We start from the raw sequence: 22,511 nt of genomic DNA, 5'->3' as shown, positions 1-22,511 counted from the left end.
TGATCACCTCTCGTCCTTGGGCGGGAAGAGGCCGTCGGGCGTGCCCTTGCCGTCCCAGTTCAGCAGGTTGACGCGGGCCTGCTTGTCCGCCGGTGCGGCCACCGTGTCGGCCGTCTGGCGGTTGCGCAGCATGTGGAAGTTCTCATCGAAGATCGGTTGCGGGGTGCCGGACGACTCGCCGAACGGGCCCTGCCCGTACGGGCCGCCGCCGCCCATGCCGGGCCCGCCCTCGTAGTCGAGGCTGCACTCCGTGCCGAGCTGTTCGAGGCGGTGCGCGTCCTCGGCGTGCGCGGCCGGGATGACGTAGCGGTCCTCGTACTTGGCGATCGCGAGCAGCCGGTACATGTCGTCGATCTGCTGGCCGGTCATGCCGACCGCGGTGGCGATGGACTCGTCGCGCTCCTCGCCGAGGTTGACCCGCCGCTGGTACGCGCGCATCGCGCCCAGCCGCCGCAGCACCCCCCGGACCGGCGCCGGGTCGCCCGCGGTGAACAGGCCGGCCAGGTAGTCGACCGGGATGCGCAGCGCGTCCACGGCGCCGAACAGGTTGCCGGCGTCCTCGCCGTCGTGACCGGTCTCGCGCAGCACGTCGACCACCGGCGACAGGGGCGGGATGTACCAGACCATCGGCATCGTCCGGTACTCCGGGTGCAGCGGCAGCGCCACCTCGTACTTCATGATGAGCTGCCAGATCGGGGAGCGCTGCGCCGCCTCGATCCAGTCGTCCGGGATGCCGTCGCGGCGGGCGGCCTCGATGACGGCCGGGTCGGTCGGGTCGAGGAACACGGCGCGCTGCGCGTCATAGAGGTCGTGCTCGTTCTCGACGGCGGCGGCCTTGGCCACCGAGTCGGCGTCGTAGAGCATGAGGCCGATGTAGCGCAGCCGCCCCACGCACGTCTCCGAGCAGATCGTCGGCTGGCCGATCTCGATGCGCGGGAAGCAGAAGGTGCACTTCTCCGCCTTGCCGGTGCGGTGGTTGAAGTACACCTTCTTGTACGGGCACCCGGTCACGCACATCCGCCAGCCCCGGCACCGGTCCTGGTCGACGAGCACGATGCCGTCCTCGGCCCGCTTGTAGATCGCGCCCGACGGGCACGACGCGGCGCACGACGGGTTGAGGCAGTGCTCGCAGATGCGGGGCAGGAAGAACAGGAACGCGTTCTCGTACTCCTGGCGCACCCTTCCCGAGACCTGCGCGAGGATCGGGTCGCCGGCGGCGATCTCGTTGCCGCCGGCCAGCGAGTCGTCCCAGTTGGCCGACCAGGTGACCTTCGTGTCCTCGCCGGTGAGCAGCGACTTGGGCCGGGCGACCGGGGTGTCCTCGCCAGCGGGCGCGGACAGCAGGTGCTCGTAGTCGTAGGTCCACGGCTCGTAGTAGTCGCGCATGGCCGGCAGCTTCGGGTTGGCGAAGATGCTGAACAGCTTCTTGATCCGGCCCCCGGCGCGCGGCTTGAGCTTGCCGCGCCGGGTGCGCGTCCAACCGCCCTCCCACCGGTTCTGGTTCTCGTACGTGCGCGGATAGCCCTGGCCGGGCCGGGACTCCACGTTGTTGAACCAGACGTACTCCACGCCGGAGCGGTTGGTCCACGCCTGCTTGCACGTCACCGAGCAGGTGTGGCAGCCGATGCACTTGTCGAGGTTCATGACCATCGACATCTGCGCCATGACGCGCATCTAGTAGGTCACCTCCTGCGAGCGGCGACGGATCACGGTGACCTCGTCGCGCTGGTTGCCGGTCGGGCCGAGGTAGTTGAACGCGAACGCGAGCTGCGCGTACCCGCCGATGAGGTGGGTGGGCTTGACGAGCAGCCTGGTCAGGGAGTTGTGGATGCCGCCCCGGCGCCCGTTGATCTCGGCCTTCGGCACGTCGATGACGCGTTCCTGGGCGTGGTACATGTAGACCGTGCCCTCGGGCATCTTGTGCGTGACCACCGCGCGGCAGACGACCACGCCGTTGCGGTTGACCGCCTCGATCCAGTCGTTGTCCCTGATGCCGACCTTGTCGGCGTCCACTTCGGACATCCAGATCGTCGGGCCGCCGCGCGAGAGCGTCAGCATGATGAGGTTGTCCTGGTACTCGGAGTGGATGGACCACTTCGAGTGCGGCGTCAGGTAGCGCACGGTCAGCTCCAGCTCCCCGTTGCGGCCGAGCCTGGGCTCGCCGAAGAGCCTGTGCATGTCCAGTGGCGGCCGGAAGACCGGCAGCTGCTCGCCGAACTCGGTCATCCAGTCGTGATCGAGGAAGAAGTGCTGCCGCCCGGTGAGGGTGTGCCACGGCTTGAGCCGCTCGGTGTTGATCGTGAACGGGGAGTACCGGCGCCCGCCGTGCTCGCTGCCGGACCACTCCGGGCTCGTGATCACCGGCACGGGCCGCGACTGGGTGTCCGCGAAGCGGATCTTCTTGCCCTCGTGCTCGGCCGCCAGGTCGGCCAGCCGCTGGCCGGTGCGCCGCTCCAGGAACTCGAAGCCCTCGGTGGCCACCCGGCCGTTCGTGGTCCCGGACAGCGCGAGGATCGCCTCGCATGCCCGGATGTCCGTGTCCAGCCGGGGGCGGCCGTCCGCGATGCCGCCGCGTACCCGGCCGTTGATCTCGCCGAGCAGCTCGACCTCGGGGTTCACGTCGACCGTGACGGCCTTGGTGGTCGTGCCGAGCCGGTCGAGCAGCGGCCCGAGCGAGGCCATCTTGTCCGCGACCGCCCCGTAGTCGCGCTCCACCACCACGAACTTCGGCATGGTCGTGCCGGGCACCGCCGGTGTGGTGCCGTCGCGCCAGTCGCGCACGATCCCGTGCGGGGTCGCCATGGCGTCCGGCGAGTCGTGCATGAGCGGCGCCGCGACCAGATCCCTGCGTACGCCCAGGTGTTGCGCCGCCAGCGCGGAGAACGCCGTGGCGATGCCGTGGAAGATCGCGAAGTCCGTCCGGGTCTGCCACGGTGGGTTGATCGCCGGGGTGAACGCGTGGATGAACGGGTGCATGTCCGTGGTGCTCAGGTCGTGCTTTTCGTACCAGGTGGCGGCCGGCAGCACGACGTCGGAGAACAGCGTCGTCGACGTCATCCGGAAGTCCAGCGACAGCAGCAGGTCGAGCTTGCCCTCGGGCGCCTCCTCGCGCCAGGTCACGTCCCTGGGCCGCCGGCCGGGCGGCGCCTGCTCGGCGCGCAGCGACGCGGACGTGCCGAGCAGGTGCCGCAGGAAGTACTCGTTGCCCTTCGCCGAGGAGCCGAGCAGGTTGGCCCGCCACACCGTGAGCACCCGCGGCCAATTCCCGGGCGCGTCCGGGTCCTCGCACGCGAAGCCGAGTTCGCCCTTCACCAGGGCGTCGGCGACGTAGCGGCCCGGGTTGTCCGGGCTCGCGGCCACGGCCTCGTCGGCCACGTCGAGCGGATTGCGGTTGAGCGTCGGCATGGAGGGCATCCAGCCCAGCCGCGCCGACTGGGCCAGCAGGTCGGCCGTGTGCCGGCCGGCGAACGTGCCCTGTCCCAGCGGCGAGGCGAGCGCGCCCGCGTCGTACTGGTCGTAGCGCCACTGGTCGGTGTGCAGGTACCAGTACGCCGTGCCGATCATCTGCCGGGGCGGGCGCGACCAGTCCAGCGCGCCCGCGAGCTGCGCCCAGCCGGTCACCGGGCGGCACTTCTCCTGGCCCACATAGTGTGCCCAGCCGCCCCCGTTGACGCCCTGGCAGCCGGTCAGCGTGGTCAGGGCCAGCATCGCCCGGTAGATCGTGTCCGAGTGGAACCAGTGGTTCGTGCCGGCGCCCATGAGGATCATCGACCGGCCGCCGGAGCGCTCCGCGTTGTCGGCGAACTCCCGCGCGATCCGCGCCACCGCGCCGGCCGGCACGCCCGTGATGGGCTCCTGCCAGGCCGGGGTGTGGGGCTCGGTGGGGTCGTCGTAGTCCGCCGGCCACGCGCCCGGCAGGCCCGGGCGGGCCACCCCGTACTGGGCGAGCATCAGGTCGTACACCGTGGTGACGAGCCGGCCGCCGACCGTGGCCGTGGGCACGCCGCGGCGCATGACCACCGCGGCGTCCGTGTCGAAGCGCGGCAGGGCGACCTCGACCGCGTCGCCGCCCGCGCAGCTCAGCCGCGGCTCGATCGCGCCGAGGTCGAGGTTCCACCGGCCGACGCCGGCCTCGCTGAACCGGTCGCCGAGCGAACCGTTCGGCGCGGCCGGCGCGTCCGTCGCGGTGTCCCAGACCAGGGGGCGGAACGCGGCCTCGTCGTCGGGCCCGCCCAGGTCTGCGGCCGTGAGGAACTTGCCCGGGCGGTACGCGCCGTCCGCCGCGGGTTCGAGGGAGACCAGGTAGGGCAGGTCGGTGTAGCGGGTGACGTAGTCGACGAAGCGGGGCGTGGCCCGGTCGACGAAGAACTCCTTGAGGATCACGTGGCCCATCGCCATGGCCAGCGCCCCGTCGGTGCCGGGCTGGGCGGGCAGCCAGTCGTCGGCGAACTTGACGTTGTCGGCGTAGTCCGGGGAGACCACGACGACCTTCTGGCCCCGGTAGCGGGCCTCGGCCATCCAGTGGGCGTCCGGCGTGCGGGTCACCGGCACGTTCGAGCCCCACATGATCAGGTAGGCGGCGTCCCACCAGTCGCCCGACTCGGGCACGTCCGTCTGGTCGCCGAACACCTGCGGGGAGGCCACCGGCAGGTCGGCGTACCAGTCGTAGAACGACAGCATGCTCGCCCCGATGAGGCTGATGAACCGGGCGCCGACCGCGTGCGACACCATCGACATGGCCGGGATGGGGGAGAAGCCCGCGATCCGGTCCGGGCCGTAGGTCTTGATGGCGTGCACGTGGGCGGCCGCCACCAGCTCCTGCGCCTCGTCCCAGGTGACCCGGATCAGGCCGCCCTTGCCGCGCGCCTGCTGGTACTGCCGCCGCCGCAGCGGGTCGGCCTGGATGTCGGCCCACGCCAGCACGGGGTCGCCGAGACGCGACCTGGCCTCACGGAACATCTCGACGAGCACCCCCCGGGCGTACGGGTAGCGCACCCGGGTGGGGGAGTAGGTGTACCAGGAGAACGCCGCGCCCCGGGGGCAGCCGCGCGGCTCGTACTCCGGCCGGTCGGGCCCCACGGTCGGGTAGTCGGTCTGCTGCTGCTCCCAGGTGATGATCCCGTCCTTGACGTAGACCTTCCAGGAACAGGAGCCCGTGCAGTTCACCCCGTGGGTGGAGCGCACGACCTTGTCGTAGGACCAGCGGTCGCGGTAGAAGGCGTCGGCCTCGCGCCCACCTGTCTCGTACAGCGCCCGGCCGTCGGGCGACACCTCCGCGCGGCGTACCAGTCCGCCCACGGCGAGTAGCGCCCGTCCCGCGTCCGCCATCTCGACTGTTCCTTCCCCTGGGTCCCTTGATAACGATTACGGCTATTCATAACCATCCTGGGTGAACTTCCCAGCTGCGCGCCGGACTTTGTGCGCGAAGAGGGAACTAAAGCGACATGTCCTGCGGGGTGATCCGGTCCCAGGCGGCGATCGGGAGCGCGATCACGGCGGCCGGGAACAGGCCGTGTTCCTCGTTGTCGATGTGCCGGTGCAGCCGGTCGAGCACCGCCAGCACGGCCGGCCAGTCGGGGGCCGCCCGGTCCAGCGCGCCGAGCACGCCGTGGATGTCGTCGTGCTCGGCGCACAGGGCGTCCACCGCGGTGGTCAGGGAGCCCTCCTCCCGCACCGCCGCGAACAGGCCCTGCTCCTCGGTCGCGGTGTGCGGCAGCAGGAGGGCCATCAGGGCGTCCAGGGCGGGCAACCGGTCGGCGCCGGACGCCTCGATCGACCGCCGTAGCCGGCCGGCCGCGTTCTCGATCGCCTCGTGCTCGTCGCTGAGGCGTCCGATGAGCGGAAACTCGCGGCAACCGCAGTAGTTACACATGTGAATCTCCGTCCCCGTGGCCGCTTGGCCGCGTAAGCCTCGGTCTGCGCCGGCGTGTCCGGACAGGGTCTTTAGTCCCGTCTATTCGTTGGCCGAGCCCCCGGGGCCGGCGGCACCGCAGCCGCAGCCGCCGCAGTCGCAGCCCTTGTCGTCCGCCGCGCCGATGAGGTCGTGCAGCCCGTCGAGCAGCCCCGCGAGTGAGACGTCGGGCGCCTCGACGAGCAGCGGCACCACGAGGTCGTTCTCCTTGGCCAGGTGGACGGCGAAGACGGCGGACAGGGCCCGCGCCGCGGATGCCAGCGCCACGGCGGAGGCGGCGTTCTCCAGCTCGTTCACGAGGTCGCCGATGGCCACGTGCTCGGCGAGCATGCCGTCGATCAGGCGCCGGCCGGTGGGCTGGGCGGCGGCGACGGGGTAGAGGGCGGCCTCCTCGGCGTACGCGTGCGGCAGCAGCTCGCCGTGCAGCCAGGTCACGAGGGCCTCCCGGTGCTGCCACAGGCGCGGCGCGTCCTCGCCCTGGGCAGCCTCGCGCAGCGCCCGCGCGTACCCGTCGAGGGTGGCGGCCAGCTGGGCGTGATGCGCGACGACCGCCTCGGCGGCGGCGTGGTCGGCGGCACGTTCGGCGGTGCCGCGGTCGGTGATCTGGATGTGGGCCATAGCACCCCTCCTGGTTTTGACGTCGTTTGACGTTATAACGTTAAGCACTGTGGAAACGAGAAGGAAAGGCCCCGCCGGAGAGACGATCGACACTCCGCATCACCGGGCACTCGCCTCGGCCAGCCGGGTGGAGATCCTCGGCCTGATCCGCGCCGAGCACGGCCTCACCGCGGCCGACATCGCGGCGCGCACCGGCCTGCACCTCAACACCGTGCGCGCCCACCTCGACCGGCTCGTCGAGGCCGGCATCCTCGTCAAGGCCCGGGCCAGCGCCGGCCAGCCCGGCCGGCCCGCGTGGCGCTACCGGGCCATCGCGGACGACCCCGCCCCGGCGCCGTACCGGGCGCTCGCCGCCGCCCTGATCGAGCACCTCGCCTCGGCCGGCGACGAGGCCCCCGCGGTCGCCGCCCGCGCCGGCGAGAGCTGGGGACGCGACCTCGCCGCCGCCGTGGCGCCCACCGCGCCGGTCGACACCGCGCTCGCCGTCCTCGACGGACTGGGCTTCGACCCGGCGCGGCAGCCGGACGACACGGAGACGGTCGTCCATCTGCGCCGGTGCCCGTTCCTGGACCTCGTCGGCAAGCAGCCGGACGTCATGTGCGGCCTGCACGCCGGGGTGGTACGCGGCGCGCTGCGCGCGGCCGGCGCCCCGGACGCGACCGTGATCCTGGAGCCGTTCGGCGCCCCGACCGCCTGCGTCGTCCGGATGCTCGGCGCGGAGCCGTCCGCCCCCGGCGCGGAGCCGTCCGCCCCCGGCGCGCAGCCACCCGACTCCGGCGCGCAGCCACCCGACTCCGGCGCGAAGCCGCCCGCCTCCGGCGCCCAGCCGTGACCGGCCCCGCGGCGGCCAGCCTCCCCCCGGCCGCCAGCGTCACCGCCGCGGCCCGTGCCCGGCCCGGGTGGCGGGTGCCGCCGCTGGCCGCCGGGGCGCTCGCCCTGGCCGGCGGTCTGTGGTCGGCCCTGCTGCTGCTCGGCGTCGACCTGCCCGTGCCGCGCCCGACGCTGCCCGAGGTGCACGGGCCGCTGATGGTCCTCGGCTTCGTGGGTACCCTCGTCGCCCTCGAACGCGCGGTGGCGCTCGGGTCCGGCTGGGCGCTGCTCGCCCCGGCCTGCTCCGGGCTCGGCGCGCTCGCCCTGCTCGCCACGGGCCCCACGCTGGGCGCCAAGCTCCTGCTCGCGACGGCCGCCGTGGCCCTGCTCGGCGTCTACCGGCAGTTGTGGCGGCGCCAGCCCGGCCCGGCGCTGCTGGGACAGGTGGCCGGCGCGCTGGCCTGGTACGCGGCGACGCTGCTCTGGCTCGGCGGCTACGACGTGCCGCAGGTCGTGCCGTGGCTGGCCACCTTCGCGATCGCCACCATCGCGGGCGAGCGGCTCGACCTCGCGTTCGTCGCCGGGGAACGGGCCCGGCGCTGGTTCCTCGCGGCCCTGGCCGCCCTGATGGGGGGCGCGACGGCGGCGACGCTGTGGCCGGTCACCGGCGCCCACCTGTTCGGCGCGGGCCTGCTCGCCATGGTCGCGTGGCTCGCCACGTACGACGCGGCCCGCCGTACGGTGCGCGGCACCGGGCTGCCCCGCTATGGCGGCGCCGGCCTGCTGGCCGGGTACGCCTGGCTCGCCGTGGCCGGGGTCCTCTGGGCCGGCGCGGGGTCCACGATGGACGGACCGCGCTACGACGCCGCGACACACGCGGTGTTCCTCGGCTTCGTCCTCTCCATGATCTTCGTGCACGCCCCGGTGATCCTGCCGGCCGTGCTCCGCCGCCCGCTGCCGTACCACCCGGTGCTCTACGCGCCGCTCGCGCTGCTGCACGGTTCCCTCCTGGCGCGGGTCGTGCTCGGCGACGCCGCCGGGCTTGAACCCGTGTGGCGCTGGGCCGGGGTCGCCAACGTGGCGTCCGTGCTGCTGTTCGCCGCGTGCGCCGGCTCGCTCGCGGCCAGGGGAAGGGGCCGGTCGTGACCGGGACCCAGGCGCCGCCGTCGCCACGGTCGCGGTGGCACCGGCGGGTCGGCGCGCTGCCACTGGCCTACCTGGCCGGCGTCGTCGCGCTCGGTTTCGCCCACCCGCTGCTGCCGACGTGGCGCTGGCTCGCGATCCACCTGCTGCTGCTCGGCGCGGCGACGAACGCGATCCTCATCTGGAGCGCCCACTTCACGGCCGCGCTCCTGCGCGTGCCGGCGCCGGTCGACCGGCGCGCGGAGGCGGGCCGCCTCGCCGCCCTCAACGTGGGCGTGGCCGGCGTGCTCGTCGGCGGCACGGCCGACCGCCCGTGGCTCGGCGTCGGCGGCGCGGCCGTCGTCTTCGTGGCGGTCGCGGCCCACCTCGCCTGGCTGGCCCGGCGGGTCCGCGCCGCCCTGCCCGCCCCGCTGACCGTCACGGTGCACTACTACCTCGCCGCCTGCGTGGCCCTGCTGACCGGCGTACCGGTCGGCGCGGCGATGCTCGTCGACGGTGACGGGCGCCCCCGGCTGCTGCTGTTCCACGCGCATGTCAACCTGCTCGGCTGGATCACCCTGACCGTGCTCGGCACGCTGTTCATGCTGTGGCCGACCGTCCTGCGCACCCGGATGATCCCCGATGCCGTCCCGGCCGCCCGGTCGGCGCTGCCCGCCTCCGGGGCCGGTCTCGCGCTGCTCGCCGTGGGCGTACTCGCGTGGTGGCCCTGGTTGGCGGCCGGCGGGGTCGCGCTGTTCGGGGCGGGCGTCGCGATCGCCGTTCGGCCCATGGTCGCGACCGCCGGCCGCAAGGCTCCCGGGTCGTTCGCGGCGTGGTCCATCGCGGCGGCCGTGGGCTGGCTGGCCGTCGCCCTCGGCATGGACGCGTGGAGCCTGCTCGGCACCGCCGACCCGGCCGCCGCCGCGGACCGCTTCGCCGTCGTCCTCGTGCCCCTGCTCATCGGGTTCGTCGCCCAGGTGCTCGTCGGCGCCCTGTCGTTCCTGCTGCCGGTCGTGCTCGGCGGCGGCCCGGCGAAGGTGCGCGAACGCACCGAGGCACTGGACCGGCACTGGCCGCAGCGGGTCGCCATGGGCAACGCCGCGCTGGTCGTGTTCGTGCTGCCCACCCCGCCGTACGTGCGCATCCTCACGTCACTGCTCGTCCTCGCGGCCCTGCTGCAGTTCCTCATCCCCGCCGTCCGACTCCTGCTCGCCGCCCGGAGGTAACCCGTGTCCGCCCCCCAACGCCCGCTCGGCGGGGTCGCCGCCGGCCTCGCGCTCGTCCTCCTGGCCGTACTCGTCGGGGTGGTGGCCGAGCGCGGCGCGGACGCCGCGCCGGCCCCCACGGTCGCGGTCGCCGCGACCGGTCACACCACGACCGTCCAGGTGACCGCGAAGGGCATGCGTTTCCACCCCGACCGCATCACCGTGCCCGCCGGTGACCGGCTGGTGATCGAGCTGACGAACACGGACAACCGCCGCCACGACCTGGTGCTCGCCACGGGCCCGAGGACGGCCGCGGTCGCGGGCGGCGCGACCGTCACGCTGGACGCGGGCGTCATCGGCGGCGAGGTCGCGGCCTGGTGCTCGCTGCCCGGCCACAAGCAGGCCGGCATGACGCTGACGATCACGACCGCCGCCGCGTCGCACGATCACGAGGCGGCGGTGGACGGGGCCTTCGACCCCATGGCCGAGCCCGCCGCCGGGTTCGCCGCCCGCGACGCCGCCGCGCCGGTCGCGCCGACCGGCCGGGTCCACCGCCTGGAGCTGCGTGTGCGGGAGGTCGTCGGCGACGTCGCGCCCGGCGTCAACCAGACACTGTGGACGTTCAACGGCACCGTCCCCGGCCCGGTGCTGCGCGGCAGGGTCGGCGACACGTTCGAGATCACCCTGCGCAACGACGGCGGAGTGGACCATGGCGTCGACTTCCACGCCGGCGCGCTGTCCCCCGACGGGCCCATGCGCCCCATCGAGCCGGGGGAGTCGCTCGTCTACCGCTTCACGGCGACGAAGGCCGGCATCTGGATGTACCACTGCTCGACGATGCCGATGCTCTACCACATCGGCAATGGCATGTACGGCGCCGTCATCATCGACCCGCCCGAGCTGGCCCCCGTCGACCGCGAGTACGTCCTCGTCCAGTCGGAGCTGTACCTCGGCGCGCACGGCGCGACCGGCGACCTGGCCAAGATGCGGGCCGAGCGCCCGGACGCGGTCGTCTTCAACGGCTACGTCGCCCAGTACGCCCACCGGCCGCTGGCCGCCCGCGCCGGCGACCGGGTCCGCGTGTGGGTGCTCGACGCCGGGCCCAGCCGCGACAGCGCGTTCCACATCGTCGGCACCCAGTTCGACACGGTCTACCGGGAGGGCCGCTACGAGCTGCGCCCGGACGACCCGGGCGGCGCCCAGGTGCTCGACCTCGCGCCCGCGGCCGGCGGCTTCGTCGAGGCGGTCTTCCCGGCCGCCGGGCGCTACCCGTTCGTCAGCCACGCCATGGTCGACGCCGAGCGCGGCGCCCGCGGCGTGTTCGAGGTGCGCTGATGAGCGCCCCGGTCCGCCGCCGCGCGGTGCGCCGCTACGTCCCACCCCAGCACGGCGCCTGGGCGATGCTGCTGCTGCCGTTCCTGGCGGGCGTGCTCGTCGCCGGCCCGCGCTGGGTGCACCTGCCGCTGCTGATCGCCTGGCTGGGCGGCTACCTGTGGTCGTACTACGCCCTGCTGGCCGTCAAGACCGGCCGCCCGGGCCGGGTGCGCGACCAACTGCTGCTCTACGGCGCGGTCACCGCCGCGGCCGGCCTCGCGGTCGTCGCCGCCCGCCCCGGCGTCGTCGTCTTCGCGCCCGTCTACGCGGCGCTGCTGGCGGTCAACGTCGGCTACGCCCGCCGTCGCCGGGAACGGTCGCTGATCAACGACCTCGCCTCGGTCGCGCAGAGCTGCGTCATGGTGTTCGTCGTGGCGTTCTGCGCGGGCGCGCCGCCCGCCTCGGTCTGGCCGGCGTTCGTGGCCGTGCTGCTCTACTTCGTCGGCACGGTGCTGCACGTCAAGACGATGATCCGGGAGCGGGGCAGCGTCGCCTACCGCCGCGCCTCCGTCGCGTACCACGCGCTCGCCCTGGCCGTGGCGGCGTGGCTGGGCCCGGCGTTCGCGGTCGTCTTCGGGCTCCTGCTGGTCCGGGCGATCGTCTCGCCCCGGCTGTCGCTCACGCCCAAGCGTGTGGGCATCACCGAGATCGTGGCGTCCGTGCTCGTCCTCGCGGCCGCCGCTACCGGCTGACAACCGCCATCGTGGGTAGGCGCAGTAGATCTTCGGGGATCCGGGTCGCTATGACGACCGGAATCCCCGAAGATCTACTGCCCGGCGGCTCTGGCCGCTTGTTCGATCCTCGCGCGGTAGGCCTCGCGGGCTACCGCGTCGGCGGGTCGCTCGTCATCGGCCGTCGTGCCGGTCCTGCCGTCGAGCTGTTCGCGCAGGATGTCGGCGTGTCCCGCGTGCCGGGTGGCCTCGTTGAGGAGGTGGACCATGACGTTGAACAGCTTCACGTCCGGACTCGGCCACCACGGCACGTGCCCCGGCGCGTCGATGGGCAGGGCGTTGATGGTCGCGTCCGCGTGTTCGCCGACGGACCGGTAGAGGTCCAGCAGGTCCGCGCGCGTCTCATGCTCCGTGGCCCAATGTTCGTTCTCCCAGGCGCCCGGGTCGTTCCAGCGCGGCACCGGTCCGGGGAACGGCCGGCCGAAGACCTCGCCGAGATACCGGGCTTCCGAGTACGCCGTGTGCTTGACGAGCCCGAGGAGGTTGGTGCCGGTCGCCGTCAACGGCCGGCGGATGTCGTACTCGCCGAGCCCGTCGAGCTTCCAGACCAGTGCCTCGCGGACTCTGCGCAGCTGACGGTGCAGGTACTGCTTGGCGAAGTCGTCAATCATGGTCGGCGCCCCCGTCAGTGCCCTGACCGGCGCGCGAGATGCGCGACGATGTCGGCGGAGATCTCCACCGTGTCCGGCAGGACGCCCAGGATCCGACGCAACGCCTGTTCCCGGTCGGCCGCCGGAAGTTCGAGGTACGCCGAGATGGTCGACAGGTGGCCGACGTAGTCGGCCGCGCTCATCGTCAGCCGACGCCTGATCACGCACTGCCGGACGTCGACGAACGACCCGCAGCGTTCGAGTTCCGTGCCCGGCCACTGCATGTCCTGGTCGGGGGGTGTGCCGTCGGGCGAGGGAATATCGTCGCTGTCCAGGAACGGCGCCCGGGCCGCGCGGACCGCCTCCTCAACGGCGGGGTCGGCCGGCTGGACCGGCCCGCCGAACGAGGCGAACACGCCGCCCGGTTCCAGCAACGCGGCCACGCGCGGCCAGCGGCCCTGCGGGTTCGTCCAGTGCAGGGCGGCCGCCGCGTACACCAGCCCGTACCGGTCGCCCGGTTCGATGTCCTCGAACGCGGCGCGCGTCGTCGCGGCGGCCGGCACCTGCCGACGAAGTTCGGCGAGCATCGCCTCATCGGGCTCGGTCGCGGTGACCGCCACCCCGCGGTCGGCGAACAGGCGGGTCGCCTTGCCGGTCCCGGCGCCGATTTCGAGGGCGGTGCGAACCGGCCGACCCGCGTAGGCCATGACGAGGTCGAAAAGCTCCGCGGGGTATCCCGGCCGGAAGCGCTCGTACGCGTGCGCGACCGCGCCGAAGCTGAGGGCACGAACAGGCATGCCGAGCATCCTGGCACGACCCGGCGCGGGTACGGGTACCTTCGGGAGGTGGCGGACGACGACCGGCCGGCTGGCATCGAGGACGTGCACGAGCTCGCGGCGGCCATGCCGCATGTCACCGTCGAGTACGGCACGGGCGACAATCCGGTCTACCAGGTGGGCGGGAAGTCCTTCGTCTTCTTCCGCAATCCCCGGCCGGACGCGGTCGACCCACAGACGGGGCAACGCTACCCGGACGTGATCGTCTTCTGGGTCGAGTCGGAGGCGGACAAGCAGGCCCTGGTCCAGGACGCCAGGTCGCCGTTCTTCACCACCGCCCACTTCGACGGCCACCCGTCGGTGCTGTTGCGGGCCAGCCGGGTAGGCGAGATCACGCGCCGGGAACTGGCCGAACTCATCCAGGACGCCTGGCTGTCGCGCGCCTCAGCGCGCCGGGCGGCAGCCTGGCTGAAGGCACATCCACCACCGTGACCGGCCGGATCATCCCTGCCGGGGTGGACGTGGACACAGACCGTCCACGGCACGAATAGGAACGCGCGGCTACCAGTCGATGAGAGCGTCGGCGTTGATGTCGCAGGCGAATGGGTGGGCCAGCGTCAACGTTTCACCGCGGCCGGCGGCGGCTCCAGCACAGCCAAGCTCATCGCGATACCACTTCCGTCCGGTCGCCAGGAGTCTATCTCGGCTGAGCTGCGGCAAGAGCGTGTCCTGTGGGACGTCGCCCTTCGCCGGCCAACATGATCACCTTCACCGGGTCAGGCGACGCAGAACTCGTTGCCCTCGGGATCGGCCATGGTGACCCACGTGAACGGGCCCTGGTTGCCGTCCCACAGCTTCGTCGCCCCGCGGGCGCTCAGGCGGGCGACCACCTCGTCGCGGTCGTCGTCGCCGACGCGGATGTCGAGGTGGACGCGGTTCTTGACGATCTTCTTCTCCGGGGCCACCTGGAACAGGACCCGGTGGGCGGGCACCTCGCCGTCGGCGGGTGGCCGGATGGCCGCGCCCACGCGCCAGACGAGCACCCCGTTGTGGGTCGTCGTGTCCTCCTCGCTCGCGTGGCCCTCGTCGACCATGCGGCGGATGAACGCCTCATCGCTGGGTTCCACCTCCCAGCCGAGGGTCTCCGCCCACCAGTCGGCGAGCGTGTGCGGGTCGGAGCTGTCGATGGTGACCTGGAAGTCGTACGCCATGGGCGGATGTTAACCAGCCCCACCGACACGAAACCGATTACATTGACAGTTACTGATTTATAACGCATAGTGACACATCGACTGCGCGGGTCGACCGCGCCGGAGCGACCCGGAGGCGAACACGATGTGGGCCCGACTGCGTAACGCCCTGGTGACCGTCACCGCCGCGGCCACCGCCCTGGTCACGACGGCGTCCCCGGCAGCCGCCGTGGTGGACCCCTATCCCGCATTCAGTTGCCGCTACGACATCAAGGACGAGTGGCCCGGCGGCTTCATGGCCGACATCTACGTGCTCAACAAGAGCGCCGCCCTCACCACCTGGGTGGTGCGCTGGCGGTTCAACCAGCCGACCCGGATCGGCGCCGTGTGGGACGCGGTGATCAGACAGGACCCGTACGGTACGGTGCTCGCCACGCCGGGGCCGTTCAACGCGAATGTCCGCCCGTACGCGGTGTTCTCCTTCGGGTGGAGCGGGTTCGCCGCGACGACCGAGGTGCCGAACTACATCACGGTCAACAACTACCTGTGCTTCCGGGCGTGACAATCTGACACGCACGGAAATCCCGTTGCGGCCCGTCGTACCGTCGAGGAATGCCGACCGCCCAGCTCACCACGCGCCCCTATGCCGACGCGGACGCCGAGGCGGTGACCGACCTGCTGAACCAGGTCGACATCGCCGCCGGGGGCCAGCCGGCCAACGACGTCGATGAGACCCGCGCCGTCATCGACTCGATCGTGCGCGACATCGGGCACGACACCAGGGTCGTGGTGTCCGGCGACGGTGAGATCGTGGCGGTCGGGCTGGTGCCGACGCCACCGCCGGGCGGCTTCCGCGTTGACCTGGTCGGCGGGGTCCGCCCGGCCTGGTACGGCAGAGGGCTGGGCCGTGAGCTGCTCGACTGGCAGATGGGCCGGGCCCGGGAGATCCACCGGACGGTCGCGCCGGGCGCCACCTGGTCGGTGCACGCGGACGTGCTCGCCGGCAACGAGCCGGCGATCCGGCTCTACCGGCGGTTCGGGTTCGCGCCCGTGCGGCACTGGTTCGAGATGGTCGCCGACACCTCGGCGGGCTCGGCGGCTCTCGCCGTCACGGGTGCGCTGCCGGACGGGCTGACGCTCGTGCCGTACTCCCCGGGGTACGGCAATGATCTGTACGCGGCGCACATGGACGCGTTCCAGGACCACTGGGGTTACCAACGGCGGCCCGAGGCCGAGTGGCGGCGCCTCACGGTCGACTCGGCCACCTTCCTGCCGGCGCTGTCGCGGCTGGCGCTGGACGGCAACCGGATCGCGGGCTACTGCCTGGCCTACACCGACCCGCAGCCGCACCGCGTGTATGTGGGACACGTGGGCACGTCGCGCGACTGGCGCCGGCGCGGGATCGCGAGCGCGCTGCTCGGCTCCGTGCTCGCCGCCGCCGGCAACGCGGGGGCCCGCGAGGTCGTGCTCAATGTCGACGCGAGCAGCCCGACCGGCGCCGTGGGCGTCTACGAACGGGCCGGTTTCGAGGTCGACTCGCACGGCGTCACCTACGCGGTCACACTCACCGCTATTGACTAGTCTCGATGCGTAACCGATAGTTGCCGCAGGCGGCACGACGTTGGGAGACGCGATGAGGACACGCAGGCGGGACCTGGCGGCAGCCGTCGTGGCCGTGCTCGCCGCCGTGGCCCTGGCGCCGTCCCCGGCGGGCGCCGCCACCACCGGCGTGGAGTGCACCTACTACCTGTCGCAGTGGCGGGGCGGCTTCATGGCCGACATCCTCATGGTGAACAACGGCCCGGCCATCGACGGTTGGACCGTGCGCTGGAGCTTCGCGCACCCGACGCAGATCGGCGCGACCTGGAACGCCGCCCTCACCCAGACCCCGGACGGCGTGGCGACGGCCGTCAACGCCTCCTGGAACGCCGTCCTGCCCACCGGCCGGTCGCTCGTTTTCGGCTGGAGCGGCGTCGCCGCGGCCACCGAGATCCCGACCGACATCACCGTCAACGGCGTCCCGTGTTGACCGTGGGCGGCGCCTCGACCGGCTCGGGGACGCCGAGCTTGCGGTAGATCGCGCGCGCCCGCCGCCGGCTGGACTCCGCCTCCTCGGGGCGCCCCGTCGCCGCGAACGCCGCGGCCAGTCCGTTCAGCGCCCGGGCGTGCTCGTACCGGTCACCGTTGCGCTTGGCCAGGTCCTGCGCCGCGCGGTGGACGCCGATCGCGTCCGTGGGCCGGCCGCGCGCCGTCCAGCTCTCGCCCAGCGTGTTGAGCGCCTCCATCCGCAGGCTCGCCTCGCCGATCGCGGCCGCGATGGTCAGCGCCCGGTCCAGGTGCCCGGCCGCCTCCTCGTGGCGACCCATGCGGGCGTACGCCGCGCCGAGCGCCGCGTGCGCGCTGCCCTCGCCGCCCCGGTCGCCGGTCGCGAGGCAGGCCGCCAGCGCCTCGTCGAGATGCTGGAGCGCCGCGTCGTGCTCCCCGCGCTCGCTCTCGGTCGCGCCCAGGTTGCCCAGCGAGTACCCGAGCAGGCGGCGGTCGCCCAGGTCGGCGAAGATCTCGGCCGCCTCCCGCTGGCGCGCGACCGCGGCCGCGAGGTCGCCGAGCCGCCGCTGCAGCGCCCCCAGGTTCAGCAGCTGGGTGCCCACGCCGTGGCGGTTGCCCGTCTGCCGGTACCCGGCCAGGGCCGCCTTCAGATGTTCCAGGGACTGTGGATAGTCGCCCAGCCGCTCGTAGACCAGGGCCAGCCGGGCCAGCGCCCGCGCCTGCCCGGCGGGGTCGCCGGCCGCCCGGAACGCCGCCAGCGACCGGTCGAAGCAGCGCCGGGCGGTGCGGTGGTCGCCCAGGCTCCAGTGCGTACTGCCGAGGTTCGTCAGCACGTGCGCCTTCGCCGAGGGCGTGCGCGCGGCCCGCGCCGCGCCCGCGTGTACGGCGAGCGCGTCCTGGTAGCGACCCCCGACCTCCAGGTAGCGCCACAGCGCCGTGGACAGCGCCACGGCGTGCTCCGGCCAGCCGTGCTCGGCGGCGTGGGTGGCCACGGCGACCAGGTTGGCGCGCTGGCCGTCCAGCCACGCGCCCGCCGCCTCGGGCGAGGTGGGCGCGCCGGGCGCGTCGAACCGGGCGCCGTCGTCGCCCGCCGCCCGGTCGTGCGGGAACAGCGCCCGCGCCGCGCCCCGCGCGCGGTGCGAGTAGTGATCGAGCAGCCGGCCGAGCGCCGCGCGCGCGTCGGGCAGGCGGCCGGCCCGCTCGACGGCGTACGCGCGCAGCAGGTCGTGCATGCGCCAACCCGGCTCCCCGTCGGGGGCGGGCCCGGCCGGCGTGACGAGGTGCGCCTCGGCGAGCCGGTCGAGGGACGCCCGGGCGGTCGCGGCGTCGCAGTCGGCGAGCGCGGCCAGGGCGGCCACGTCGATGTCGCGGCCCGGGTGCAGGCCGAGCAGGTCGAACGCCCGCGCTGCGGCGCGCGGCAGGTGCCGGTGCGACCAGGAGAACACGCCGCGCAGCGCGGCCCTCGGGTCGCCGGCGACGGCCAGCAGGTCCAGCCGGTTGGCCTCGTCGCGCAGGTCGTCGGCGAGGTCGGCGAGCCGCCGTCCGGGCGTCGCGACCGCGCGCTCGGCGGCGATACGCAGGGCCAACGGCAGGCGGGCGCACCGGTCGGCGAGGTCCGCGGCCGCCACCGGCTCCGCGTCCACGCGCTCTCCCACGAGAGTACGCAGCAGCGCGACGGCCTCGGCGGTCGTGAGCAGGTCGAGGTCGAGCCGCCGGGCGCCGTCGCGGGCGACCAGGCCGGCGAGGCTGTCGCGGCTGGTGACCACCGTGCGGCAGGTGGCCGTGCCGGGCAGCAACGGGCGCACCTGATCGGGCGTCGCCGCGTTGTCGAGCACGACGAGCATCCGCCGGCCGGACAGCAGGGTGCGGTAGAGCGCTGCCCGGCCGGCCAGGTCGGTCGGCAGGTCGGTGGCGCTGACGCCGAGCCCGCCGAGCAGCGTGGCGAGCGCGCCGGCCGGTTCGATGGGGCGGTCCGGGTCGTAGCCGCGCAGGTCCAGGTAGAGCTGCCCGTCGGGGAAGCGGTCGGCGGACCGGTGCGCCCAGCGCAGCGCGAGGGTGGTCTTGCCGACCCCGGCGGTGCCGGCCACGGCCGTGACGACGACGGCGCTCGCCGGCCCGGACTCGCCCTGCGCCGCCGGGTCGAGCAGGGTGTCGAGCGTGGCGAGTTCCTGCTGGCGGCCGGTGAACCCGCTCACCTCGGCGGGCAGTTGGTGGGGGACCGGGCCGACCGGGGCGGCGGCCAGGGCCTGCCGGCGGGTCTCCTCCACCCGGTCGCGGGCGGTGGCCAGCGCGCCCTGCTCGGTCGGGGAGGCACCGAGCAGGCGCACGAGCACGTCGAACCGGTCGGTCGGCGGCAGGACCCGGCCCGCGAGGTACTCGCCGATGATGCCGTGCGACCAGCCCGCCGCGGCGGCCAGCTCCCGGTAGGACAGCGGCGCCCCGCCCGTGCGGCGCGCGTGCCTGCGGCGCAGGTCGCGCAGTACGCCGGCCAGGTCGGCGAGGGTGTGCACCGCGTCGACGCCGCGTGCGAGATCCTTATGCGTGTCGATGGCATAAGCGTAGTCGGAGCGTCACACGTCGTTTCGTGCCGCTCCGGTCCAGAGTCCGACACCTGGCCGGACTGGGACGCTCCGGCCAGGTGCCGGGGGCTGGTGCGGGCCCGCGGGGCGGGGCCCGGCACCAACGTTGCGTCCATGGTCGCCCGTCTCGCGCGCCCGCGCCCCCGATCCTGGACGCGGTTGGACAGCTAACCTCGCGCGGCGCAGCGCGGGCAGGTCCCGAAGATCTCCAAGGTGTGGCTCACGTCCGTGAAGCCGTGCTCGGCCGCGATGCGGTCGGTCCACCGCTCGACCGTGGGTCCCTCGACCTCGACGGTCGTGCCGCACCCGCGGCACACGAGGTGGTGGTGGTGCGACTGCCCGCAGCGGCGGTAGAGCTGCTCGCCGGAGGGCAGCCGCATCGTGTCGACCTCGTCGGCGTCGACCAGCAGCTGCAGGGTCCGGTACACCGTGGTCAGTCCGACGCTGGCGCCGCGCTCGCGCAGTGCCATGTGCAACTGCTGCGCGGTGCGGAAGTCATCGGTCTCCGCCATCAGCGCGAGGACCTCGCCGCGCTGGCGGGTGTTGCGGGCGCCAGGGGTGGACTGCGTCACGATGATCTCCGGGTACGTGCGAAGGCACCGGCCGGTGCCTCCGCCCGAGTCTACGGCGACCGCACTGTTTCGCTGATCGCGCAGGTCACGGTCGGTTGGGCCCACGGGACGCGGAAGATCAGGTGGGCAGATCCCGCAGGATGCCCTCGAGGATCTCGGTGGTCCGCGTCGGCGGCTCGGCCTCGACGCACAGCCGCTCCATCGCCTCGGCGTAATGGTCGACGTCGTCGCGTTTGTCCATATAGAGCGCGCTGGTGAGCTGCTCGACGTAGACGACATCGGGCAGGTCCTGGTCGGGGAAGCGCAGGATGGAGAAGGCGCCGCCGGCCGCCGCGTGCCCGCCGGCCCGGAAGGGGATCACCTGCAGGCGCACGTTCGGCAGCTTCGTCGCCGACAGCAGCGCCTCCAGCTGCCCGCGCATGACCTCCGGGCCGCCGATCGGGCGCCGCAGCGCCGCCTCGTCGACGACCGCCCAGATCTGCGGCGGGTCGGGGCGGGTGAGCAGGTCCTGGCGCTTGATGCGCAGCGTCACGCGCCGGTCGACGTCCTCGGGCTTGGCGGTGGCGTTGCCGAGCAGGATGACGCCCCGCGCGTACTCGGGGGTCTGCAGCAGGCCCGGAATGAACTGCACCTCGTAGGTGCGGATGAGCGACGCGGACGCCTCCAGGCCCAGGTAGGACTGGAACCAGTTGGGCAGCACGTCGCCGTAGCGGTGCCACCAGCCGGGGGTGTTCGCGTCGCGGGCCAGCGCGAGCAGCCGGTTGCGCTCGTCGTCGTCATCGAGCCCGTAGAGAGTGAGCAGGTCGGCGACGTCGCGCTCCTTGAAGCTGACGCGGCCCAGCTCCATGCGGCTGATCTTCGACTCCGACGAGCGGATCTCCCAGCCGGCGTCCTCGCGGGTGACTCCGGCCGCCTCGCGCAGCCTCCGCAGGTGGGCGCCGAGCAGCATGCGCAGGACTGTGGGACCACCGCTCGTCCCGCCCGACGGCTCCGCCATCGTCACCTGCCAACCTTTCCGCCCCGAGCTGTCGCGGCCCATCGCGTCGTCCGCGTAAGCATGCCATGGACGCTGCGTCAGGTACTACAGCCGTCCGTACCCTCTCGCGGTCGTGTCCGTCCTCGCCGGACACAGCCGCGCCCCACGGCGTGCCGCGCTGGTGACGGTGCCGTGGGGCGGTTGATCAGCCGAGCAGGTTATCGAAGTCGCCGTCGCGAGCGCCATGGACGAACGCGGCGATCTCAGCCCACGTGAACAGGAGTGCGGGGCCCTCGGGGTCCTTCGAGTTGCGCACCGCCACGCCGCGACCGTCCGGTAGGGCGGCCATCTCGACGCAGTTGCCGTGCGGATTGCTGCGTTGGCTCTTCTGCCAGCGCGCCGCTGAAAGCTCGGTGGCCGGCATTCCGTTGTAGAGATGCTGCATCAGAGATCTCCTGGGAACGCGAGGGGACGGGGAAGAAGGCGTACGGCGGAGGGCCCGTCGTTCGGCCAGATGCACGTGCATCGGCTCTTGCTTCTGCAGAGCATAACGGTCATGATATCGCATGTGCATGTGTATGTGTCCGCTTACTCCGAGTGACAAAAGATGGGCATGACAAGGCGCAAGTACTCCCCGACGCCGCGCCGAGCAGGCTCCGCGTCGTCGGGTGACCGGGTGGGCGCGCCGGCGCGCCGGCCACGCACAGTAGCCATGGGATGGCCGAGGCTGTTTGCCGACGCGTCCGCCCGGAAGGCCCTCGACGGTTGGTGGTGCTGATCATGATCGAGTCAATCGACTATCGGCCGTCCTATGAACTGGACGCCGACCTGGCCGAGTTGGCTTACGCGGCCGTGCGGGGGTGGCCCGATCAACAGGCCATCACCCCGGCGATGATCCGGTCGCGGCTGCGGCCGACCGGCACGACCGCCACGACGTTGCTGGTGGTTCGCGACGGCGGCCGGCTGGTCGCCGCCGCCGCGATGCTCTGGCCGGCGACGCTCGAGGCCACCGGCGAGCTGATCGGTCCGCTCGTGCACCCGTCGGCGCGCGGGGCCGGCCTCGGCACCGCCGTGCTGCGGGCGGCGGCCGCGGTCGCCGATGCCCGGCCGGGCATCCGGTTCACGACCGGGCCCATCCCCGAGAGCCGCTCGGTGGGCTGGAACCTGTTCGAGAAGGCCGGCTGGCACCCCCTCCACACGGCGAACCTGCTCGCCGCGGCGCTGCCGGTGGCCGAGGAGCCGCCCGCGCCCAGCGGGGTGCAGGTGCGGGCCGCCCGGCCGGGGGAGTACCTGAACCGGGCGGTCGCCGATCTCATCCTGTCCGCGTACCCGCACTGCGGGCACGCGGACGCCCGCGACATGTTCGTACGGTGGACGACCGACGAGCGCTACCGCCCCGACGGCCTCCTGCTCGCCGGGGACGAACGCGGGCTGTCCGGCGCGGCACTGGTCTATCCACAGTCCGATGAGGACGTCTCCGGGCCGCCGGAGGCCGTCATCGCCGACCTGGTCGTCCACCCGCACCTGGACAGCGCGACCGCGAGCGCGGTGCGCGCGGCGCTCGCCGCCGCGGCGGCCCGCGTCAGCGCCTCGTTCGGCGCGGTCGTGGCGCGCACGGTCGCCCCATGCCCGTTCGTCTGCGACGCGCTCGCCTCCGTCGGCTTCCGCCAGGTGGATCAGGTGCGTTACTACGGTCAACCGGCGTCCCGACCGGTCGCGTCGGCCGCCCTGGGCTGACCGGCCGGACAGTCCACAGTCCACTCACGCCCGCGGCGCGTTCCCCACGCCCGCGGGCGTCTTGGCGTGTCGCCGTGTCCTGGGCAGTCCCTTTCCGACCTCTTGTTACCTGATAGTTACATTTTTGATCTCGGCGAAATGCTGGACACCGTCGGGGCAGCCGGCTTGAGTGGGATGAGTCGGCACCCCGACGTGTGCTCTCCCATACGGAGAGTGACCCGAGCGATGTCAACCCCCCGACCCGGGCGAACGCCTGCCAAGGAGGACAGAATGC

20 protein-coding genes and 1 pseudogene are annotated in these 22,511 nt (G+C 73.1%); 10 read left to right on the top strand and 11 right to left on the bottom strand.

Annotated elements, in window-relative coordinates:
- Nucleotides 1-3: 3 nt before the first annotated feature.
- The 4 genes from narH to ABD191_RS19750 form a co-directional block, all read right to left on the bottom strand.
- Nucleotides 4-1,674 (bottom strand): nitrate reductase subunit beta, encoded by a 1,671-nt coding sequence (gene narH / locus ABD191_RS19765; protein ID WP_344083973.1) that lies wholly within the window; start codon nt 1,672-1,674, stop codon nt 4-6.
- Nucleotides 1,675-5,328, bottom strand: a complete 3,654-nt coding sequence (locus ABD191_RS19760; RefSeq protein WP_344083971.1) for a nitrate reductase subunit alpha — start codon at nt 5,326-5,328, stop codon at nt 1,675-1,677.
- Nucleotides 5,329-5,434: 106 nt separating this feature from the next.
- Entirely contained in the window at nt 5,435-5,872 is a 438-nt protein-coding gene (locus ABD191_RS19755; RefSeq protein ID WP_344083968.1) for a hemerythrin domain-containing protein, read from the bottom strand.
- Between the two features lie 81 nt (nt 5,873-5,953).
- Nucleotides 5,954-6,529, bottom strand: coding sequence for a hemerythrin domain-containing protein (locus tag ABD191_RS19750; RefSeq protein ID WP_344083965.1), 576 nt, complete (start codon nt 6,527-6,529; stop codon nt 5,954-5,956).
- 49 nt (nt 6,530-6,578) lie between these two features.
- On the opposite strand from ABD191_RS19750, the pseudogene ABD191_RS19745 reads away from it, so the two are divergent.
- From ABD191_RS19745 to ABD191_RS19725, 5 genes and pseudogenes are all read left to right on the top strand, one after another.
- Nucleotides 6,579-7,238 (top strand): annotated as a pseudogene (locus tag ABD191_RS19745) (helix-turn-helix transcriptional regulator); the annotation flags it as partial.
- Nucleotides 7,239-7,357: 119 nt separating this feature from the next.
- Nucleotides 7,358-8,485, top strand: coding sequence for a hypothetical protein (locus tag ABD191_RS19740; protein WP_344083962.1), 1,128 nt, complete (start codon nt 7,358-7,360; stop codon nt 8,483-8,485).
- A complete protein-coding gene (locus ABD191_RS19735) occupies nt 8,482-9,687 on the top strand; it encodes a hypothetical protein (RefSeq protein WP_344083959.1) in 1,206 nt (401 codons plus the stop codon). The genes ABD191_RS19740 and ABD191_RS19735 overlap by 4 nt, the downstream gene beginning before the upstream one ends.
- 3 nt (nt 9,688-9,690) lie before the next feature.
- A complete protein-coding gene (locus tag ABD191_RS19730) occupies nt 9,691-11,001 on the top strand; it encodes a multicopper oxidase domain-containing protein (RefSeq protein WP_344083956.1) in 1,311 nt (436 codons plus the stop codon).
- Nucleotides 11,001-11,732 (top strand): YwiC-like family protein, encoded by a 732-nt coding sequence (locus ABD191_RS19725; protein ID WP_344083953.1) that lies wholly within the window; start codon nt 11,001-11,003, stop codon nt 11,730-11,732. Before ABD191_RS19730 ends, ABD191_RS19725 begins: the two co-directional genes overlap by 1 nt.
- 74 nt (nt 11,733-11,806) lie before the next feature.
- Here ABD191_RS19725 and ABD191_RS19720 read toward each other — a convergent pair whose 3' ends face one another.
- Both ABD191_RS19720 and ABD191_RS19715 read right to left on the bottom strand, forming a co-directional pair.
- Nucleotides 11,807-12,382, bottom strand: a complete 576-nt coding sequence (locus tag ABD191_RS19720; protein ID WP_344083950.1) for a DinB family protein — start codon at nt 12,380-12,382, stop codon at nt 11,807-11,809.
- A gap of 14 nt (nt 12,383-12,396) precedes the next feature.
- Nucleotides 12,397-13,158: a class I SAM-dependent methyltransferase gene (locus tag ABD191_RS19715; protein WP_344083947.1), complete on the bottom strand. Its 762-nt coding sequence runs from the start codon at nt 13,156-13,158 to the stop codon at nt 12,397-12,399.
- A gap of 48 nt (nt 13,159-13,206) precedes the next feature.
- On the opposite strand from ABD191_RS19715, the gene ABD191_RS19710 reads away from it, so the two are divergent.
- Nucleotides 13,207-13,629 carry an MmcQ/YjbR family DNA-binding protein gene (locus ABD191_RS19710; protein WP_344083944.1) on the top strand — a complete coding sequence of 141 codons (423 nt, stop codon included), beginning with the start codon at nt 13,207-13,209 and terminating at the stop codon, nt 13,627-13,629.
- Between the two features lie 284 nt (nt 13,630-13,913).
- Here the strand turns inward: ABD191_RS19710 and ABD191_RS19705 are convergent, their stop codons facing one another.
- Nucleotides 13,914-14,348, bottom strand: a complete 435-nt coding sequence (locus ABD191_RS19705) for a VOC family protein (protein WP_344083941.1) — start codon at nt 14,346-14,348, stop codon at nt 13,914-13,916.
- Between the two features lie 124 nt (nt 14,349-14,472).
- Here ABD191_RS19705 and ABD191_RS19700 point away from each other — a divergent pair, with 124 nt between their 5' ends.
- Genes ABD191_RS19700 through ABD191_RS19690 form a run of 3 tightly spaced genes read left to right on the top strand, consistent with a single transcriptional unit; the run spans nt 14,473 to nt 16,356 of the window.
- Nucleotides 14,473-14,889 (top strand): cellulose binding domain-containing protein, encoded by a 417-nt coding sequence (locus ABD191_RS19700; protein ID WP_344083938.1) that lies wholly within the window; start codon nt 14,473-14,475, stop codon nt 14,887-14,889.
- Between the two features lie 50 nt (nt 14,890-14,939).
- Nucleotides 14,940-15,908, top strand: coding sequence for a GNAT family N-acetyltransferase (locus ABD191_RS19695; RefSeq protein ID WP_344083935.1), 969 nt, complete (start codon nt 14,940-14,942; stop codon nt 15,906-15,908).
- Between the two features lie 52 nt (nt 15,909-15,960).
- A complete protein-coding gene (locus ABD191_RS19690; RefSeq protein WP_344083932.1) occupies nt 15,961-16,356 on the top strand; it encodes a cellulose binding domain-containing protein in 396 nt (131 codons plus the stop codon).
- Here the strand turns inward: ABD191_RS19690 and ABD191_RS19685 are convergent.
- The 4 genes from ABD191_RS19685 to ABD191_RS19670 form a co-directional block, all read right to left on the bottom strand.
- Nucleotides 16,337-18,883 (bottom strand): ATP-binding protein, encoded by a 2,547-nt coding sequence (locus tag ABD191_RS19685; RefSeq protein ID WP_344083929.1) that lies wholly within the window; start codon nt 18,881-18,883, stop codon nt 16,337-16,339. The two genes, ABD191_RS19690 and ABD191_RS19685, sit on opposite strands and share 20 nt — an antisense overlap.
- Nucleotides 18,884-19,119: 236 nt before the next feature.
- Complete coding sequence (locus ABD191_RS19680) at nt 19,120-19,524, bottom strand: Fur family transcriptional regulator (RefSeq protein WP_344083926.1); 405 nt, start codon at nt 19,522-19,524, stop codon at nt 19,120-19,122.
- 118 nt (nt 19,525-19,642) lie between these two features.
- Complete coding sequence (locus ABD191_RS19675; protein ID WP_344084128.1) at nt 19,643-20,473, bottom strand: helix-turn-helix domain-containing protein; 831 nt, start codon at nt 20,471-20,473, stop codon at nt 19,643-19,645.
- Between the two features lie 232 nt (nt 20,474-20,705).
- A complete protein-coding gene (locus tag ABD191_RS19670; protein ID WP_344083923.1) occupies nt 20,706-20,945 on the bottom strand; it encodes a DUF397 domain-containing protein in 240 nt (79 codons plus the stop codon).
- Between the two features lie 335 nt (nt 20,946-21,280).
- Between ABD191_RS19670 and ABD191_RS19665 the strand changes: the two genes are divergently transcribed.
- Nucleotides 21,281-22,237 (top strand): GNAT family N-acetyltransferase, encoded by a 957-nt coding sequence (locus tag ABD191_RS19665; protein ID WP_344083920.1) that lies wholly within the window; start codon nt 21,281-21,283, stop codon nt 22,235-22,237.
- Nucleotides 22,238-22,511: the final 274 nt, after the last annotated feature.

The organism is Luedemannella helvata (assembly GCF_039528415.1).
GTDB classification, from domain to species: domain Bacteria; phylum Actinomycetota; class Actinomycetes; order Mycobacteriales; family Micromonosporaceae; genus Luedemannella; species Luedemannella helvata.
Note: the sequence above shows the minus strand (reverse complement) of the source record. Positions and strands in the feature narration are given on the sequence as shown.

What these genes read in the sequence shown, in the direction of transcription:
- ABD191_RS19665 (WP_344083920.1), top strand. Translation starts at nt 21,281, where the DNA reads ATGATCGAGTCAATCGACTATCGGCCGTCCTATGAACTGGACGCCGAC.
- ABD191_RS19760 (WP_344083971.1), bottom strand. Translation starts at nt 5,328, where the DNA reads ATGGCGGACGCGGGACGGGCGCTACTCGCCGTGGGCGGACTGGTACGC.
- ABD191_RS19695 (WP_344083935.1), top strand. Translation starts at nt 14,940, where the DNA reads ATGCCGACCGCCCAGCTCACCACGCGCCCCTATGCCGACGCGGACGCC.
- ABD191_RS19755 (WP_344083968.1), bottom strand. Translation starts at nt 5,872, where the DNA reads ATGTGTAACTACTGCGGTTGCCGCGAGTTTCCGCTCATCGGACGCCTC.
- ABD191_RS19670 (WP_344083923.1), bottom strand. Translation starts at nt 20,945, where the DNA reads ATGCAGCATCTCTACAACGGAATGCCGGCCACCGAGCTTTCAGCGGCG.
- ABD191_RS19715 (WP_344083947.1), bottom strand. Translation starts at nt 13,158, where the DNA reads ATGCCTGTTCGTGCCCTCAGCTTCGGCGCGGTCGCGCACGCGTACGAG.
- ABD191_RS19725 (WP_344083953.1), top strand. Translation starts at nt 11,001, where the DNA reads ATGAGCGCCCCGGTCCGCCGCCGCGCGGTGCGCCGCTACGTCCCACCC.
- ABD191_RS19700 (WP_344083938.1), top strand. Translation starts at nt 14,473, where the DNA reads ATGTGGGCCCGACTGCGTAACGCCCTGGTGACCGTCACCGCCGCGGCC.
- ABD191_RS19750 (WP_344083965.1), bottom strand. Translation starts at nt 6,529, where the DNA reads ATGGCCCACATCCAGATCACCGACCGCGGCACCGCCGAACGTGCCGCC.
- ABD191_RS19690 (WP_344083932.1), top strand. Translation starts at nt 15,961, where the DNA reads ATGAGGACACGCAGGCGGGACCTGGCGGCAGCCGTCGTGGCCGTGCTC.
- ABD191_RS19720 (WP_344083950.1), bottom strand. Translation starts at nt 12,382, where the DNA reads ATGATTGACGACTTCGCCAAGCAGTACCTGCACCGTCAGCTGCGCAGA.
- ABD191_RS19705 (WP_344083941.1), bottom strand. Translation starts at nt 14,348, where the DNA reads ATGGCGTACGACTTCCAGGTCACCATCGACAGCTCCGACCCGCACACG.
- narH (WP_344083973.1), bottom strand. Translation starts at nt 1,674, where the DNA reads ATGCGCGTCATGGCGCAGATGTCGATGGTCATGAACCTCGACAAGTGC.
- ABD191_RS19675 (WP_344084128.1), bottom strand. Translation starts at nt 20,473, where the DNA reads ATGCTGCTCGGCGCCCACCTGCGGAGGCTGCGCGAGGCGGCCGGAGTC.